The organism is Halalkalibacterium halodurans, assembly GCF_005671335.1.
Classification (GTDB): domain Bacteria; phylum Bacillota; class Bacilli; order Bacillales; family Bacillaceae_D; genus Halalkalibacterium; species Halalkalibacterium halodurans.
Map to the genome: position 1 here is coordinate 1,177,298 of NZ_CP040441.1, position 16,142 is coordinate 1,193,439.

15 protein-coding genes are annotated in these 16,142 nt (G+C 45.6%); 10 read left to right on the forward strand and 5 right to left on the reverse strand.

Annotated elements, in window-relative coordinates; translation table 11 throughout:
- Window positions 1–78: 78 nt before the first annotated feature.
- Complete coding sequence (locus FED51_RS05745) at window positions 79–426, reverse strand: winged helix-turn-helix transcriptional regulator (protein WP_010897179.1); 348 nt, start codon at window positions 424–426, stop codon at window positions 79–81.
- Window positions 427–660: 234 nt separating this feature from the next.
- On the opposite strand from FED51_RS05745, the gene wrbA reads away from it, so the two are divergent.
- Window positions 661–1,326, forward strand: coding sequence for an NAD(P)H:quinone oxidoreductase (wrbA, locus tag FED51_RS05750; RefSeq protein WP_050768963.1), 666 nt, complete (start codon window positions 661–663; stop codon window positions 1,324–1,326).
- Window positions 1,327–1,386: 60 nt separating this feature from the next.
- Here wrbA and FED51_RS05755 read toward each other — a convergent pair whose 3' ends face one another.
- Window positions 1,387–2,280 (reverse strand): aldo/keto reductase, encoded by an 894-nt coding sequence (locus tag FED51_RS05755; protein WP_053431789.1) that lies wholly within the window; start codon window positions 2,278–2,280, stop codon window positions 1,387–1,389.
- Window positions 2,281–2,388: 108 nt separating this feature from the next.
- On the opposite strand from FED51_RS05755, the gene FED51_RS05760 reads away from it, so the two are divergent.
- From FED51_RS05760 to FED51_RS05775, 4 genes are all read left to right on the forward strand, one after another.
- Window positions 2,389–3,171 (forward strand): GNAT family N-acetyltransferase, encoded by a 783-nt coding sequence (locus FED51_RS05760; protein WP_053431788.1) that lies wholly within the window; start codon window positions 2,389–2,391, stop codon window positions 3,169–3,171.
- The gene (locus tag FED51_RS05765) at window positions 3,168–3,635 is read left to right on the forward strand and encodes a DUF6884 domain-containing protein (RefSeq protein WP_053431787.1); all 468 of its coding nucleotides are present in this window, start codon (window positions 3,168–3,170) and stop codon (window positions 3,633–3,635) included. The genes FED51_RS05760 and FED51_RS05765 overlap by 4 nt, the downstream gene beginning before the upstream one ends.
- 77 nt (window positions 3,636–3,712) lie before the next feature.
- Window positions 3,713–4,249 carry a DNA topology modulation protein gene (locus FED51_RS05770; protein WP_053431786.1) on the forward strand — a complete coding sequence of 179 codons (537 nt, stop codon included), beginning with the start codon at window positions 3,713–3,715 and terminating at the stop codon, window positions 4,247–4,249.
- A 250-nt stretch (window positions 4,250–4,499) separates the two neighbouring features.
- The gene (locus FED51_RS05775) at window positions 4,500–7,913 is read left to right on the forward strand and encodes a 5'-nucleotidase C-terminal domain-containing protein (protein ID WP_053431785.1); all 3,414 of its coding nucleotides are present in this window, start codon (window positions 4,500–4,502) and stop codon (window positions 7,911–7,913) included.
- 115 nt (window positions 7,914–8,028) lie between these two features.
- Here the strand turns inward: FED51_RS05775 and FED51_RS05780 are convergent, their stop codons facing one another.
- Entirely contained in the window at window positions 8,029–9,639 is a 1,611-nt protein-coding gene (locus tag FED51_RS05780) for a glutathione ABC transporter substrate-binding protein (protein ID WP_053431784.1), read from the reverse strand.
- Between the two features lie 199 nt (window positions 9,640–9,838).
- On the opposite strand from FED51_RS05780, the gene FED51_RS05785 reads away from it, so the two are divergent.
- Window positions 9,839–10,447, forward strand: coding sequence for a DUF3298 and DUF4163 domain-containing protein (locus FED51_RS05785; protein WP_053431783.1), 609 nt, complete (start codon window positions 9,839–9,841; stop codon window positions 10,445–10,447).
- Between the two features lie 63 nt (window positions 10,448–10,510).
- Here FED51_RS05785 and FED51_RS05790 read toward each other — a convergent pair whose 3' ends face one another.
- Window positions 10,511–10,951, reverse strand: coding sequence for a Dps family protein (locus FED51_RS05790; protein WP_010897188.1), 441 nt, complete (start codon window positions 10,949–10,951; stop codon window positions 10,511–10,513).
- A 65-nt stretch (window positions 10,952–11,016) separates the two neighbouring features.
- Window positions 11,017–11,691 carry a B3/B4 domain-containing protein gene (locus FED51_RS05795; protein ID WP_010897189.1) on the reverse strand — a complete coding sequence of 225 codons (675 nt, stop codon included), beginning with the start codon at window positions 11,689–11,691 and terminating at the stop codon, window positions 11,017–11,019.
- A gap of 96 nt (window positions 11,692–11,787) precedes the next feature.
- On the opposite strand from FED51_RS05795, the gene queG reads away from it, so the two are divergent.
- The 4 genes from queG to FED51_RS05815 all read left to right on the forward strand — a co-directional run bounded on the left by queG (window position 11,788) and on the right by FED51_RS05815 (window position 16,131).
- The gene (gene queG, locus FED51_RS05800; RefSeq protein WP_053431782.1) at window positions 11,788–12,963 is read left to right on the forward strand and encodes a tRNA epoxyqueuosine(34) reductase QueG; all 1,176 of its coding nucleotides are present in this window, start codon (window positions 11,788–11,790) and stop codon (window positions 12,961–12,963) included.
- Window positions 12,964–12,996: 33 nt separating this feature from the next.
- Window positions 12,997–13,524 (forward strand): methylated-DNA--[protein]-cysteine S-methyltransferase, encoded by a 528-nt coding sequence (locus FED51_RS05805; RefSeq protein WP_053431781.1) that lies wholly within the window; start codon window positions 12,997–12,999, stop codon window positions 13,522–13,524.
- Between the two features lie 194 nt (window positions 13,525–13,718).
- Entirely contained in the window at window positions 13,719–14,936 is a 1,218-nt protein-coding gene (locus FED51_RS05810; RefSeq protein WP_138090122.1) for an ISL3-like element IS651 family transposase, read from the forward strand.
- 298 nt (window positions 14,937–15,234) lie between these two features.
- Entirely contained in the window at window positions 15,235–16,131 is an 897-nt protein-coding gene (locus tag FED51_RS05815) for an amidase domain-containing protein (RefSeq protein WP_053431780.1), read from the forward strand.
- Window positions 16,132–16,142 lie beyond the last annotated feature (11 nt).

Here is a 16,142-nt window from a genome sequence, read left to right on the forward strand (position 1 = left end):
TACACTATAGCATATTTTACTTACGAAAAAAACTCCACTTTGTCAAAATGACCAAACAAGGCGGAGTTTTTTAATTTCTTAAATCGAGTGTATTGTTGATGCCGAAGGGTCTAGAGTTTGCTGGGCATGGGCATCCCCCCATTCATCCATTTGCTCTAGAAGGGGGAGGAGGGTTTTTCCATGGTCTGTAATACAATATTCAACCTTCGGCGGGACTTGTGGATACACTTTTCGTTCGATGATTCGGTGCTTCTCTAATTCCCGTAGGTCGGATGTTAGCATTTTTTGCGTGATCCCTGGAAGCGCTCGCCTTAATTCGCCAAATCGAAGTTTTTCATTGGTGTAGAGGTGGTATAGAATCATGGATGTCCATTTCCCTGAAACGACGGCCAACGTCTTTTCAACGCCAGTACATTTTTTACCCATTTTGAACCTCCTCACGATTAGTACTTATTAAAAGAAAGTAACTTGTAAAAAGGATAACATAAATGAATCATTTTTGCAGCTTGAATGCGTTGCGCCAGCCTAATAGTATCTTCGGGGAAACTAGCTTACAAAAAAGTGCGTACTTTTATTGAAAAAAGTGATTGGGCATAATGATTATGTAAGAAAAACACAGCGGGAGTTCAGAAAAAAACTTCCTATTATGAGGTGTATGCGATGGGCTTTTTAGAAAAGCTTTTCGGAAAACAATCGAATCCAAAGGAGGATGTAGCAATGACAAAATTGGCGATTATCTATTACAGCTCCACAGGAACAAACTATCAGCTTGCCCAGTGGGCGGAAGAGGCAGCTAAAGAAGCGGGGGCCGAAGTGAAAGTGCTTAAGGTGGCTGAGACTGCACCAGATGCTGCGATCGATTCGAATCCAGCTTGGCGTGCTCACGTTGACGCTACGAAAGACGTACCGGCGGTAACGCTCGATGACTTAGTTTGGGCAGATGCGATCATGTTTAGTATCCCGACTCGGTTTGGAAATGTCCCTTCACAAGTGAAAGCGTTCCTAGATACGACGGGCGGGCTTTGGTTTGAAGGAAAACTAGCGAATAAGGTTGTAAGTGCCATGGCTAGTGCCAGTAATGCCCATGGTGGACAGGAAGCAACCGTTCTTTCCCTTTATACAACGATGTATCATTGGGGCGCTATCGTAGCTGCTCCAGGTTATACAGCACCTGAAACATTTGCTGCCGGCGGAAACCCGTACGGCACAAGTGTCACAGTTGATCAAGAAGGGAACATGAAAGAGGACGTAAAAGCGGCAGTCGCTCACCAAGCGAAGCGGACGATCCAAGTCGCTGAATGGGTGAAACAAGGACTGCAAGGATAATGAAAAACAACCTGAGTCAATCATAGGCTCAGGTTGTTTTTATCCGGAGTTTCAAAGGTGTTACTCTCGGTGCTGTTCGTAAACGGCTGCTTTCGCAAGCTTTTGAATGTGCTGACGTTCTTCTGCCGTTAACGGAGTTGCTTCCACAGCCTGTACGTTCGCTTTTACTTGGTCGATCGAGCTAGCCCCAGCGGCTACGGTAGCGACAACGTCATGAGCTAAGCAATATTGTAAGGCAAGCTCGTGGAGTGGTCGGTCCGTAGGAAGAGATTCTCGGAGTGATTTCAGTTCATCGTAGCGATAATTTAAGTATCCCTCTCCTTCTGGAAGTGGACGCCTACTGAGCAACCCTCTAGCAACAGGACCACGAACGACCACGCTGACGCCGTGCTCTTGAATGAGTGGGAACCATTCCTCTGGTCTCCGATCAAGAATACTGTATTGCATCATAATGCTCACAATGTTTGAACGTTTAAGATATTCCTTGATTACATTTGGCCGAATCGAAGAGATGCCGTAATAGCGGATGACGCCTTCCTGTTTTAACTCCTCAAAAGCTTCAATGGTTTCATCAATAGGGTCATCAATTGTTCCTCCATGGAGCTGATACAAATCAATATAATCTGTTTGTAGGCGTCTCAGGCTATCCTTTACCGCTTCTTTTATGTACGCCTTTGACGGGTCCCACCACCAGCCTTCTTTCCCTTGCTCAAAGCGGTTTCCTACCTTTGTCGCTAAAATGATGTCTTGCCTGCGTCCTTTCAGCGCTTTTCCTACGAATTGCTCGTTTAAGCCTTGATTGTAAAGATCGGCTGTGTCCAAATAATTAATGCCAAGCTCCAACACTTCATCCATAATCCGACGTGCTTTCGTTTCATCTGTCCCGAGAGACATACAGCCAAAACCAAGCTCGCTTACATGCAAGTCGGACGTACCAAGCTGCCGTTTTTTCATCGGTTGATCCCCTCCTCTTGCCTCCATTGTAAAAAAAGAAACAGGTTTGCTCAAATAAAACAAAATTTGTGGTATACTTTTCCTTCAAAAGGGAGGGAGAGGAAGAAGATGTTGAGACCATTAACAGAAAAAGACCGTGAGCAATTGCTCGTCTTCGTCGGAAAAGAGCCGGCCGTCAATTTGTTTATCATCGGCGATGTAGAAACATTTGGGGTGGAGACGGAATTTCAACAAATATGGGGTGAGTTTAATGAGCGAGGGGAGCTTGTGGCAGCGATGCTCCGGTACTTTCAATCCTTTTTAGTTTATGGGGAGTCTGATTGGGATCATCACCGGTTCGCGCAAATCGTGAACGAACACACTGGAAAGTTCGAAGTTTCAGGGCGAAGTGACATCGTTGAACGTTTTGAAAACGGCGTCATTCCGAAGCTCGGACAGAAACGCCAGCTATACTTATGTGAGCTCCAATCCGCAAAGGAATTAAGCGATCGCAATGGTGTACAGCATTTGTCGGTAGATGATCTGAACCGTCTGCTAGTTTTACATGATCAGATTGATGATTTTGCGCAAAACGATAATGGAAAAGAGCAGATGAAAGTGTCAATGGAAAAAGGGGCTAGTCGAACGTATTATGTAGAGGAGGACGGGAAGATCATCGCTTCCGCCTCGACTGCAGCCGAAAATTCACGTTCGGCGATGATCGTCGGTGTGTGCACACATCCTGACTATCGCAACCAAGGACTGGCGTCTCGCTGTATGAGTGCCCTTTGTGAAGACTTGCTCGCTGAAGGAAAAACCGTTTGTCTTTTTTACGATAATCCAGTAGCAGGCCGAATCTATAAACGACTCGGTTTTAAAGATATAGGAAGGTGGACCATCTATCGCTCATGAACACCCTTTGTATCATTCCGTGTGGAAACAAGAAAATTTGGGATAAACAAGAAGATGCAGGCCCTGTTGCAGCAAGTGAAGCATATATTGGAACGCTTCACCGGCTTTGTGCCATGTACGCCGAACGGTTTTTCGACCATTGGGTGATCTTATCAGCAAAGCACGGTTTTTTGTTCCCAGATGATGTGGTCGACGGTCCATATGATGTGTCATTCTCCCACACACATTCTGGCGTTATCACGCTTGATCAATTAACCGAGCAGGTTCATGAAAAAAAGCTCGATTCCGTTCCCTATGTTGTTCTTCTAACGGGGAAAAAATACGGGCCAATCGTTGAAGCTTGTTTTCCGCAGGCCACTGTTGAGTGCCCTCTACTCAGCTACTCGGGTATTGGATACATGCAGCAAGCGCTTAAGCGGGCAATTGAACAAAAGCAACCGCTTCATTCAGCAAAAAGAAACTGACCTTGAACGATCCATTCACTGAGAGGATCGTTTTTTTCGCGATCTGTTTGTGCAACATTTCATGAGGAGGAGAACGGATGAAAAGAGTAATGATAATAGGTCCAGGTGGAGCGGGAAAATCGACATTTGCTAAGCAGTTGCACGAACGAACAGGCTTACCGCTTATTCATTTGGATGCCCATTTTTGGAAACGAGGCTGGGTTCCGTCTACGACAGAGGAAATCGCAGTCATGCAGAAGAAATGGGTACAAGGGGAGGAATGGATCATTGACGGCAATTACGGAGCGACATTAGAGATTCGCTTTGCGGCCTGTGATACAGTGATTTACTTCGATTTTCCGACATATATGACGCTGTATGGCATTTTAAAGCGACGGCTCATGTATCATGGGCAATCCCGTTCTGATATGGGGGAAGGCTGTATAGAGAAGCTCGATTGGATATTCATCAAATGGGTCGCCACTTACCGACGAAGGAAAAGACCGCACACTTTACGAGCATTAACTGAGCTTCCTCGAGAGAAGAACGTGATTATCTTTCGTTCCCGCTCAGATGTTCGTCGGTTTTTACAAGAGATTGAGCAAAAGCCGAGCGAAAAGCGCCGAGACTTCTGAAAAACGAGAACATACTCTATTATAACTACAATCCTCTGATCGAACATACCAATCATTATCCATTTTCTAAGTGAAAAAGACCTTATGGGAAACAATTGGATGCCAAAACTAAAGGCTTAATTCTAACGGTTTTACAAAAAATTTACGGATCTTCAATCACCTGAAACGGTTTTCCATTTACACTTAAAGAAGATGCCTGTCCCCCGTATGGCATTGCGTTGATTGAAAACATACATAGGAGGTTGGAAATATGGGTGGTTTACGACATGCTTGGCGAACGACATTCATCGTCATCAGTGCCTTTTTGCTAACATTTACGTCACTGTTTACGAATGCGGCTCCGATGCTGGCTCAAGCGGGTGCTAGCAGTGACCATGAATTGACAATCGTTTATACGAATGACATTCATGCAAGGATTGATGGGTACGGGAAAGCATCCGCTTATATTAAGGCAGAACGAGAAAAAGCGGAACACTTTTTATATTTGGATGCAGGGGATATTTTCAGTGGGAACCCTGTTGTCGACTTGAATCATGGTAAACCGATTGTCGAGCTACTAAATGTGGCTGGCTTGGATGCGATGGTTATTGGTAATCATGAGTTTGATTATGGGCAGGACGCTTTTGCCGAGCGGGTAAACGATTCAAACTTTCCATGGCTTTCGGCTAATATGAAGGTGGTGGATCCGTCGATTCCGATTGAACAACCAGATCCTTATCAACTTTTTGATGTGGACGGGATCAAGGTTGCTGTGTTTGCCTTAACAGAAGCACCGCCATCGACAGCACCAGCTGGTATTGTTGGTCTTGAATTTGAAAGAGACTATGCAGCGGTCGCGAAACGATATGAGGATGAGTTAAAAGAACAGGCTGACGTTATTATCGCATTAACCCATATCGGGTACGGTGCAGACCGTGCGCTAGCTGAACAAGTGGACTATTTTGATCTTATCATTGGGGGACATTCTCATACGACTCTAACTTCTCCACAATACGTCAACGGCACACCAATCGTACAAAGTGGTGCGAATTTGACGAATGTGGGTAAAGTGGTACTTGAGCTAGATGAACAGACAAATGAAGTCGTGTCTGTTGAAGGGTCCCTCCAAGCAGTGAGTGAGTTAACAGAAGTCGATGATGAGGCACAAGCGATTATCGATCACTATAACAGTGAAATGGACGAACTGTTAGGTGAAGTCATCGGTGTATCAGATACGGGACTTTCTCGCGATGGCCGTTATGAAGCAGATGCCCCGCTCGGAAACTTTTGGACCGATGCGATGCGCATCTACGCGCAAGCGGATGTGGCCGTGACGAACAATGGTGGGATCCGCGATAGTATCGCCCCAGGCGAGGTGACCGTCGGTGACATTTATCGGATCGAGCCGTTTGCAAACGAGATCATGTTGTTTGAAATGACAGGGAAAGCGATTAAGGATGTTCTCGCTTACTCGTATTCCCGTGGTGATCGGAATCAAATTGATTTGCAAATCTCTGGCTTGTCGTACGAAATCATTGCTGGTCCTGTCGGGAATTTTATCGATGTTCGTGTTACGGTTGATGGGGAACCGATTGATGAAGAAGCCACATATCGTGTCGCTGTTCCTGATTACATCGGTACAGGCGGGTCTGGCTATGAGTTCGATGGAGAAATTCTTGAGCCGTATGTTGGATTAATGACAAATGCGATGATCGACTATGCGAAAGAACGGACGGCCGCTGGAGAAAAGTTAAACTACTCGAGCGAAGGCCGAATTAAGGTTACGATTGATCCGAGCGGACCGATGCCAGGTGACGTGATCGGCTCCACGACTAACGGTTTGTATTCTCATAATAAAAACAAAGTGGATGTGGGGATCGGTAACTTATATACAGATGCCATTCGTGAGATTTCTGAAGCCGACCTTGCGTTGCTAAACGGCTCGTCTGTTACAGGGGAAATCCCACCAGGCAATATAACCGATAAACAAATTGAGGCGCTGGATCGTTTCGGGAATGAAATTGTGGTCGTTCGGGCGACTGGAGAAAAAATTAAAGAAGTCATCCTTAGTCAGTCTTCGCATCATCAACGGGTTGACTTGCAGGCAGCGGGCCTCACGTATACGCTCATTCCGAACGGACAAGGGAATGGTTTTCAAGATGTAGAGATCGTTTTAGAAGACGGTACGCCACTTGATCCGTCAAAGGAATACGTTGTCGCTTACAATGACTATATGCACGGAACGGGCTTTTACCAGCTAAGTGATCAAGTCGTTGATGATGGGCTAGGAACGGTTTGGGCGGCTGTCGTTACTTATATTAAAGGACAGAGTGATCCGATTGATTATGTAGAAGGAGAGCGCATCCGGATTGAAGGAGCAACACCTCCAGACGATCCGAAGGGAACGATCACAGTTGCAGAAGCAATTGCCCACAATCAAGGGGAAGCGACTGTACGCGGGTATATTGTCGGTTCGATTAATGGAAGTCCGGTAATCGGTGAAGGAAATCATGCTCCGTCAAACTTACTGTTAGCTGATTCACCAGATGAAACCGACCGAACCAAAATGTTGCCGGTTCAGCTACCGTCAGGAAGTACGGTACGTACAGGGCTAAATCTCGTCTCTCATCCTGGAAACTTAGGAGAGTTTGTGATGATTACTGGGGCTCTCGATACGTATTTCTCTACTCCTGGTATGCGTAATCCTACGGCGTTTACGTTTGCCGATCCTTCCGATTACCCAGATCCAGGGGATGGTGATTCGCAAGAGGTGATTTCGATCGCTGAAGCCCGAGCGTTGGAGCGCGGAGAACGTGTCGTTGTAGAAGGGGTTGTGACGTCAACACCTGGGGCATGGGGAGCAAAAGGATTTTACGTTCAAGATGAAACAGGTGGTCTTTACGTTTATCAGTTTGATGTAGAGGTGAATGTTGGAGACATCGTTCAAGTGGCTGGGACGATGGATGAATTTAATGGAGAGCTTCAATTATCGACCCCGTCATCGATTAACATCGTAGGAAGTAGGGATGTACCGAAACCACTTCCTGTGACACCAGAAGCTGTTTCACTCGAAAATGAAGGGCAGCTCGTACAGTTGGATGGAGTTACGATTGAGAATCTTCGCCAAGTAAACAATTTTGGCACGTTTGAATTTGAGGCGGTTCGTGGGAGTGAGCGAGTATTAATTCGCGTCGACAATCGGACAGGGCTTGTTTATGATGAGTTTACCTTTACGGAAGGGGAGGTTGTCACCATTACGGGTGTTTCTAGTCAATTCCGAGGGACCCCTCAGGTGAAACCACGCCAAGCAGATGACATTGTCGTCTTTGAGCAAGAATCGTCTGAATATCTTTCCGTTGCAGAAGCGATCGAATTGGATCGGGAAGTTGTGAAGGTGAAAGGCTATATTGTCGGCAACGCTCGGAATAAAAACCATGTGGCTGTGCAATCTGGTGCTTACAATGACCACAACGTGCTCATTGCAGATGATCCAAATGAGACGGATGTGAAGAAGATGTTGCTCGTTCAGTTAAAAGGAACGGATCGAACAGCGTTTGGCTTAGTGTCTAACCCGGAACACTATGGAAAACAAGTGGAGCTAACGGGGAAACGTCATAAGGAAAAGTTTCATTTCCCACTCATTAAACATCCTGATGAATTTGTCGTGCTCGATTTAAAAAAATAATCATAGAGAGTTAGAAACAGGCCGCTCCTCGTCAAGTCGACAAGGGGCGGCCCGTTCGTTTATGGTGACTTCCACAATGATCAGTTATCCTTGGATCATGGGGGCTTACGCTTTTTTACTGCTCAAGTGACACATCCTGAAGTTGGTAAATCCCGGAGGCATCGGCCCAAAAGCCTTGGACTTCATCACGATAGCCCATAAGGTGATCTGGATGATAAAGGAAGACCGTTGGCACTTTTTCATTTAAATATTCTGTCGCTTCCACATACATTTGCAAGCGGGTCTCTTCATCTTGCTCAATTCGCGCTTCATGCAACATAGCATCGAATGCTTCATCTTGGAAAAAGGAACGGTTTCCCGTTTCCCCGATATTTTCTGAGTGGAACAGCATATGCATCGGATAGTCGGCATCCCCCGTTCCTAACGAAAGCCCTAAGATGAATAGGTCATGATTACCGGAGCCTGTCAATTCGAGGTACGCTCCCCATTCGACCACTTCAATGTTGGCATCAATGCCAACATCGGCAAGGTTCGCTTGAGCGATCTCGGCAATGTCCATTCGCTCGCGGTTATCATTGGTCCAAATGGTTGTGGAAAAGCCTTCTTCATATCCAGCCTCAGCTAGCAATTCTCTGGCACGCTCTACATCTTGCTCAATCCCTGCAACCTCTGAGCTGAATCCAAAGTTCGTTTCATTAAGTGGACCGACAGCAGGCTCTCCTGTGCCGTCCAATACACCTTGCAGCATAGCATCTTTATCTAATGCAAGGGCGATCGCTTGACGAACCAATTCATCATCTAGCGGCTCTTTTTGAACGTTAAAGCCCATATACGTAATACTTGCGGCGTTTCGTTGATAAAGATTCATCCCGTCGGTGTTTTCTACGCGAGCGCGATCACTCGCCTGAATAGGATCAATAATATGTACGCCGCCTGTTTCTAACTCTGCTAACCTCGTTAAATCTTCTGGAATGACGCGGAACGTGGCTGTGTCAACGTGTGCGGGCTCGCCCCAATAGTCGTCGAAACGGGAGAGGACCACTTCGCTTCCTGGGTTCCAGTTTTCGAAGGTGAAGGCGCCTGTTCCATAAGGGTGTTCATTGATATAGGTTCCTGGCTGTTCACCACTTTCAACCGCTGCTTGATCGGCTTCGATAGCTTTCAGTGAAATCATGCTCGATGCATAGTGAGCAAAGTGGGCTGGGAGGGGAGCAAAGGGTTGCTCCGTTTTCATACGGACAGTATGAGAATCGACGACCTCAATTTTCTCGATAATTTCAAACAAGATCGCCCGTGGCGATGCAGTCGTTTCATCCAAGATTCGCTCGATATTTGCTTTCACTACGTCTCCGTTAAATTCAGAGCCATCGTGAAAGGTGACACCTTCTTGTAATCTAAATTCCCAAACGTCTTCCTCGACGGCTTCCCAAGATTCAGCGAGTAACGGTTCTAATTCCATGTCGGAATTAAATTTGACGAGCGTCTCATAAATGTTGGATTGCACCGCTCCCGAAGGAACATCGCTGGACGTATGAGGGTCCAACATGGAGATGTCAGATAAGACACCGAGTATGAGGTCACCCCCTCCGCTATCGCCTATGGCTTCACCACCAGCGTCACCTGCGTTTTCTTCCTGTTCCGTTGTCGGCTCGCTAGCGCACCCGATTAAAAACAGGCTTGCGGCAAATGATAGAAATCCTGTTTTAAACCAATGATTGTTTTGCATGCCTTCCTCCTTTTTTAAAATATTTTTCTAGAAAAGGGCTTGTTAGCCAAAAGGACGAAACAATTATAAAAATACTATAAATATTTCGATTTGTAAATAATATTAAGAAAATTTATGCTGCGCTTATACATCGTTTGTTTGCAGGAAACGAGCTCTCCTTTGCATATGGTTATAGTAGGAAGAAGGGAGTTGAAACAAGGTGAATGAATCGATTTTACCTGTTCAAATCGGCACGAAGCATCTCATTGAAAAACAAGCAGACGTCTATGTTCCGCTCGTGACAGGTGGAACCAATGCACAAGCAAGGAAAAGAATGAATGAACGGATTGAACAGCAAGTAAAAACACTTCTTCAAAAAGCGGGGGTATCAGAGCCTAACACGGAAATTACAGGGATGTACGAAATAAAAACGAACCAACGTCATGTCCTCAGCTTAACGAATAGCCAGTATTCGTATACGCAATCAGCTGCCCATGGGATGACCTACTTGCGCTCGCTCACGTTTGATACGACGACAGGGAAAGCTTATCGCTTAAACGAGCTATTTAAACCGGGGAGCCCGTATCAACAAGTAATCAATGAACAGATTAAGCAGCAAATTGCCGAGCGCGACTTGCCGCTGCTTGCACCTTTTGAAGGAATTGCACCGAATCAATTTTTTTATATTGCAGATAAAGCACTTGTGATTTATTTTCAGCTCTACGATTTGATGCCGTATGCGTATGGTTTCCCTTATTTTCCGATTTCCGTTTATTCACTAGCATCTATTGTGAAAGAAGATGGACCGTTAGGACGGATGATGTACTAGAAGGAGATCTTTACATGAAACCCCCCTCATACACGGGTTTCGTGAGTGAGGGGGCTTCAGACGTTACTTCAAGAACGATCGTAGCATCCAATTGTGTTTTTCTAGTGATTGATGAATGGCAAGAAGCATGTCTGCGGTCGTCTCGTCACCTAGAGAATCAGCCGCCTCCATTCCTTCTTTTAACTCATCAATAAGGGTATCAAAATCTTTACTAATTTCAGCGACCATTTCATCTGCAGTCTCTTCACCCCGGGCTTCAGTAACAGAAGAGATTTCTAGGTATTCACGCATCGTTGCAGCGGGCTGACCTCTCAGGGCGAGAAGACGTTCCGCTAACTCGTCAATATGTGTCGCTGCTTCATTGTAAAGCTCTTCAAATTTCTCATGAAGTGTGAAAAATTGAGGCCCTTTGACAAACCAATGGTAATTGTGAAGCTTGACAAAAAGGACACTCCAGTTTGCAATTTGTTTGTTCAGGATCGAGGCTACTTTTTCGTGACTCATGATTTGTTTCGTCCTCCTTTGCTGTTTTCATTTTACATTTACCCGAACGTATTCGTTTTAAACATTTATTTTCTAATCACGGTATGAGCAGACGTTCCGCCGTGAATTTGGACAAACATGTGAGCGGCTGCGGTTAAAAGCTTTTCCGTGTCTTGATCGGTGAGCGACGGCCGCAAATAGGCAATTTGAATTGCAGACGTCGTTTTTTCGGTCACAGCAGTTCGCTTTGAGTCAACGATGGGGCTGCCGAACGGCCCTTCCGCATCGCACGTAACTAGCTTTCCTTCCATTGCATTGACCCGTCCATTTAACCCTTCATATTGTGCGCCAATATCTCCTAGTTTAAGCACAATATCTCCGTTAATTTTTTCCGCGTCATAAATACCAAAAGGGCACTCATATTCAAGGGAGAAGAAGTTGTTTACGTCAACAGCTGAGTGAATTTCTGGAAGTGACTTTCCTTGTTTTATTCGGCGGTATAAGGCTTCGGAGGACGGACGATACTTGGACGGATCAATCCCAAGCTGCTTAAAGGTTTGCCGCCATTCGACAATTCCTTTATAATCAGTAACGGTCTTAGTTGTATTAGTAGCGACTTTGACTTCCTCTTGGAAAAATTGCAGTCGCCCTCTGAGCATTTGCGGAGATGGTGTGACGACGATATTATGGTATGTAATCATGCCGATTTTAAAGGATGGCACTCGTTCAAAAATAGATGATTCAATCGTGAGCTTGGTCATAAACATCCCTCTTTCCTAATATGTGAATTACATTTATAGTATCATCCTTTGCGACGTTCATCGAACCTTTAGACCGAAAGAAAGGAGGAAAGGAGCATGACACCTGCCCAATTAAAAGACGAGCTTATTGCATATAGTAAAACGATCGGGATCGATAAAATCGGTTTTGCTTCTGCAGATCCGTTTTTAACATTAAAAGAGCGGTTACAAACACAACAGGCGCTCGGGTATCAATCAGGATTTGAGGAGCCAGATATTGATAAACGAGTGTACCCAGAGAAAATTTTACCGAAAGCACGCTCCATTATCTCAATTGCCTTGGTATACCCTTCCAAAATGAAAAATCCTCCAAAAAGTAAAAAAGGCGAGCGACGTGGCGTCTTTTGCCGTGCTTCCTGGGGGAAAGATTATCACGATATTTTGCGCGATCGCTTAAAAAAGCTTGAAGATTTCTTATTGGAACGCGTCCCTGATATGAAGGTGTTGTCGATGGTCGATACGGGTGCACTATCGGATCGTGCGGTTGCAGAACGAGCTGGAATCGGTTGGAGCGGTAAAAACTGTGCTGTCATTACACCAGAATTCGGGAGCTATGTGTATCTAGGGGATCTGGTGACAACGATTCCTTTTCCTCCAGATATTCCATTAACCGATCAATGTGGTACGTGTAACAAATGTGTGGATGCCTGTCCGACCGGTGCTCTAATTCAAGGGGGACAGCTCGATTCGCAAAAATGCATTGCGTTTTTGACACAAACAAAAGGGTTTCTGCCGGAAAAATATCGTAAAAAATTAGGGAACCGTCTCTACGGCTGTGATACGTGCCAGCAAGTTTGTCCAGCAAATAAAAGGAAGGATTTTCACTTCCATGAGGAGATGGAGCCAGATCCAGAAATTGCAAAGCCGAAATTGATCCCTTTGCTAACGATGAGCAACCGTGAATTCAAAGAGAAATTTGGCCACGTGTCTGGCTCATGGCGTGGAAAAAAGCCGATTCAACGGAATGCGATTCTCGCCCTCGCCCATTTTAAAGAGGAGGCCGCCTTACCGATTCTTGCCGATTTACTACGGCAAGATCCTAGACCTGTGATTCGTGGAACGGCAGGATGGGCATTAGGGAAAATTGGTGGTCCAGAAGTTGAAACATGGTTGAAAGATGCGCTAAAACGAGAAAAAGACGAGGATGTCCGAGCTGAAATCAGCAGAGGGCTCGAGATCCTTGCCTACGGTGATTCAGGGAATGGAAAAGAGACGGAGGATTCGATAAGATAAGAGCAAGACAGGAAGTGGAAGGAAGGGATAAAGATGGCCGAACAATCACTGTTGTACGATGAAATGGAAAGCCCGATTGGTTGCCTTTCAATCGTCTCAACAGATCAAGGTGTATGTACAATTTTATTTGGCTCCCTCGAATCCAATCAAGTGACATTAAATGTTTGGCTAAAAAAACATAGGCTTCCATGCCAACTGTTAAAAGACGAAGAGGCTATTCGTCCAGTGATTGCCCAGCTCCTGGAGTATTTTGAAGGCAAGCGACACTCTTTTGATGTGCCGCTAGACTTATATGGAACCCCGTTCCAAAAACGGGTTTGGCAAGCACTTCAAACCATTTCTTATGGCGAGACGCGCTCCTATAAAGAGATCGCCCAACACATAGGTGCACCAAAAGCAGTAAGGGCCATCGGCGGTGCTAATAACCAAAATCCGATTCCAATCATCATTCCGTGCCATCGCGTCATTGGTAGCAACGGCTCAATGGTCGGATATGGCGGGGGATTGGAGAAAAAAGAGTGGCTGCTCAGCATTGAAGGAGCTTATGAGAAAATTAGTTAAACGGTAGAAATAGATGATTGTATTTACAAAGGGTGACTGAAAGCCATCAGGCTGGAGAGTCATCTTTTTTTGTGGCTCTACAATAAATGTTGGGGTTTTTGCACAAAAGAGGGCAAAAAAAATGCACGCAGGCTCCTTTATCCATTATCCTTGAATTGTCGAGAAACAAAGAAAGGATAGGAGCTGCGTGTACGATGAATTTTACCATGGATTTGCCCGGATTAAAAGGTGTGAAGGTCACAAAGATGGAGGAACGAGAGGGCTTTATCGCGCTCCATGTAGAAATGCCGCGAACGCCTCATCGTTGCCCATCCTGCGGGGAGAGAACCGAGAGAATCCATGATTACCGCATCCAAAAAGTTCAACATCTCAAGCTCTTTGAACGGTGGGTGTATCTATTCTATCGAAAGCGCCGGTACGCGTGCAGATGCGGGAAGCGGTTTGCGGAGAAAGCCTGTTTTGTAGAGCGATATCAGCGTCAGACAGTGGAATGGAATCAAGCGTTTCGCTTACGGCTCATTCAAGGGAAGAACTTTACGGACACAGCGAATCAATTCCAAACGTCCGTGACAACTGCCATGCGCCGGTTTGATCAATTGGCGGCCCCCCTCGTGAAGAAGGTGGATCACCTTCCTCCTCGGATTGCGATTGATGATTACAAAGGGGATACGAATGCGGGGAAATATCAAGTGATCATTGCGGATGCAGATACACGGAAGCCACTGGATATCTTACCGGATCGTAAAGCCGATACGCTTAAACGATATCTTCAAGAGAAGGGTCATCATGTAAAAACAGTCGTGATGGATCTAAGTTATACCTTCAAGTCGGCTGTTCAAAAGGCCTTAGGCCACCCGCTCATCATTGGGGATCCGTTCCATTTCTGTCGTTACATCTACTGGGCTCTGGAAGGGGTTCGCCGCCGAGTGCAAAAAGCGTTCCATCCGTATCATCGAAAACGATGTAAACGGATCAAACATCTGTTTCAGAAAGAGAGAGAAGGACTGGATGATAAGCAAAAGAAGAAGGTGGAGCGGTACTTAGAGCTATCCCCTGATTTAAGGGAAGCGTATGAGCTAAAAGAACATTTTCGTCGGTGGTATCAAGAAGCGAAGATGCAAGGAAGGGAAGGACGAATGAGCGAGGTGAAGCAAGGGCTCTACGCCTTTTACCGAAGAGTGGAGGCGAGCCCGTTAAAGGAGTTCCACCGAGCCATTCAGACGCTGAAGAACTGGCAGACCGAGATCTTGAATAGCTTCGCGTTTGGCTTAAACAATGGTTTTATTGAAGGACTGAATAATCAAACGAAGGTGATTAAGAGAAATGCCTTTGGTTTTCGGCGTTATGATCGCTTGCGAAACCGTATTCTCTTGCATCATCAATTCAAACATCAAACATTCGGGGTAGGATAAGAGGGGCTCGCCCTCCTATGCCACCCCAACATTTGACTAAGAACCTTTTTTGTTTGATAAAAAACGTATAACTAGAGATGTTTAACGCAGGGCGTCCCAAGAGTGCCCGCCGATAACGGATCAAAAGTGTGCCTTTATCGAAAGTTGTTTGTAAGGGCGAAAGGATAATCAAAAGCTAGGGTCCTGGCGATATGTTAAGTTTTTTCTAACATAAGTTTTAGGACGAATGTGTTCATGATCCCTCTTTTTCTTTCATAAAATTGGCTACAAGTACAACGGGAAAAGAGGAGGGAAAATCATGAGCCGAAACGCTTTGCAACAGCTACATTCACTGATTGAAAAGCGAAATGAAGGCTTTGTGAACGGGAAGGTTGACTTTCTCTGTCATGAAGATGACTTGCTCTCTCTAGAGCGACGGCGACAGCGGGATAAAAATCGAGGGGCCGAAACAGTAAAAGCGAACGTAAACGGGGCGATTGTCTCAAGGCGACAAATCGATGAAAAGCTGATAGTCGACTATTCGATTAAATATGAGTTTTTGATCAGAATGAACAAGCGCTTTTATATTGAAGAACAGCAGCAAGAACGGAGAGCGATTTTTCTTGACGATGGTCTGTTAGAAGATCGAGAAATCCCAGTGATTGAGGAAGAATATGATCATTCCGATACTCAAACAGTGTTTCTCACATCACCTGTCGCTCAGCGTTCGAGCTACGATCGAAGGGAGGCGATCCGCTATGCTGAACGCTGGTGGAACGATTACAACCCGAACTATAAAAACTTTGAGAACAATTGCACCAATTTCATCTCTCAGTGCCTTCGAGCAGGAGGGGCTCCGACGACGGGAGCACCAAACCGATCGAAGGGATGGTGGTACCAAAACAACAATTGGAGCTACAGCTGGACGGTGGCAAATGCGATGCGCTGGCATTTAAGCGGGGCAAGAACGGGGCTGCGTGGGGAAGAGCGAAAAAGTCCCCGTGATCTCATTCCAGGTGATGTGATTTGTTATGATTTTAATGGGGATGGTAGATGGCAGCATACGACGATTGTTGTCGCTAAAGACGTAAATGGTGATCCACTCGTTAATGCACAAACCACGAATAGCCGGATGCGTTATTGGGCCTATGAGGACTCGACAGCGTATACACCGAACATTCAATATAAGTTCTTTCATATTGTTGATCGGTTTTAAACATGATCAAA

Coding starts and splice junctions, on each gene's coding strand:
- FED51_RS05810 (WP_138090122.1), top strand. CDS start 13,719: ATGAATTTTACCATGGATTTGCCCGGATTAAAAGGTGTGAAGGTCACA.
- FED51_RS05760 (WP_053431788.1), top strand. CDS start 2,389: ATGTTGAGACCATTAACAGAAAAAGACCGTGAGCAATTGCTCGTCTTC.
- FED51_RS05780 (WP_053431784.1), bottom strand. CDS start 9,639: ATGCAAAACAATCATTGGTTTAAAACAGGATTTCTATCATTTGCCGCA.
- wrbA (WP_050768963.1), top strand. CDS start 661: ATGGGCTTTTTAGAAAAGCTTTTCGGAAAACAATCGAATCCAAAGGAG.
- FED51_RS05775 (WP_053431785.1), top strand. CDS start 4,500: ATGGGTGGTTTACGACATGCTTGGCGAACGACATTCATCGTCATCAGT.
- FED51_RS05790 (WP_010897188.1), bottom strand. CDS start 10,951: ATGAGTCACGAAAAAGTAGCCTCGATCCTGAACAAACAAATTGCAAAC.
- FED51_RS05815 (WP_053431780.1), top strand. CDS start 15,235: ATGAGCCGAAACGCTTTGCAACAGCTACATTCACTGATTGAAAAGCGA.
- FED51_RS05745 (WP_010897179.1), bottom strand. CDS start 426: ATGGGTAAAAAATGTACTGGCGTTGAAAAGACGTTGGCCGTCGTTTCA.
- queG (WP_053431782.1), top strand. CDS start 11,788: ATGACACCTGCCCAATTAAAAGACGAGCTTATTGCATATAGTAAAACG.
- FED51_RS05770 (WP_053431786.1), top strand. CDS start 3,713: ATGAAAAGAGTAATGATAATAGGTCCAGGTGGAGCGGGAAAATCGACA.
- FED51_RS05795 (WP_010897189.1), bottom strand. CDS start 11,691: ATGACCAAGCTCACGATTGAATCATCTATTTTTGAACGAGTGCCATCC.
- FED51_RS05805 (WP_053431781.1), top strand. CDS start 12,997: ATGGCCGAACAATCACTGTTGTACGATGAAATGGAAAGCCCGATTGGT.
- FED51_RS05755 (WP_053431789.1), bottom strand. CDS start 2,280: ATGAAAAAACGGCAGCTTGGTACGTCCGACTTGCATGTAAGCGAGCTT.
- FED51_RS05765 (WP_053431787.1), top strand. CDS start 3,168: ATGAACACCCTTTGTATCATTCCGTGTGGAAACAAGAAAATTTGGGAT.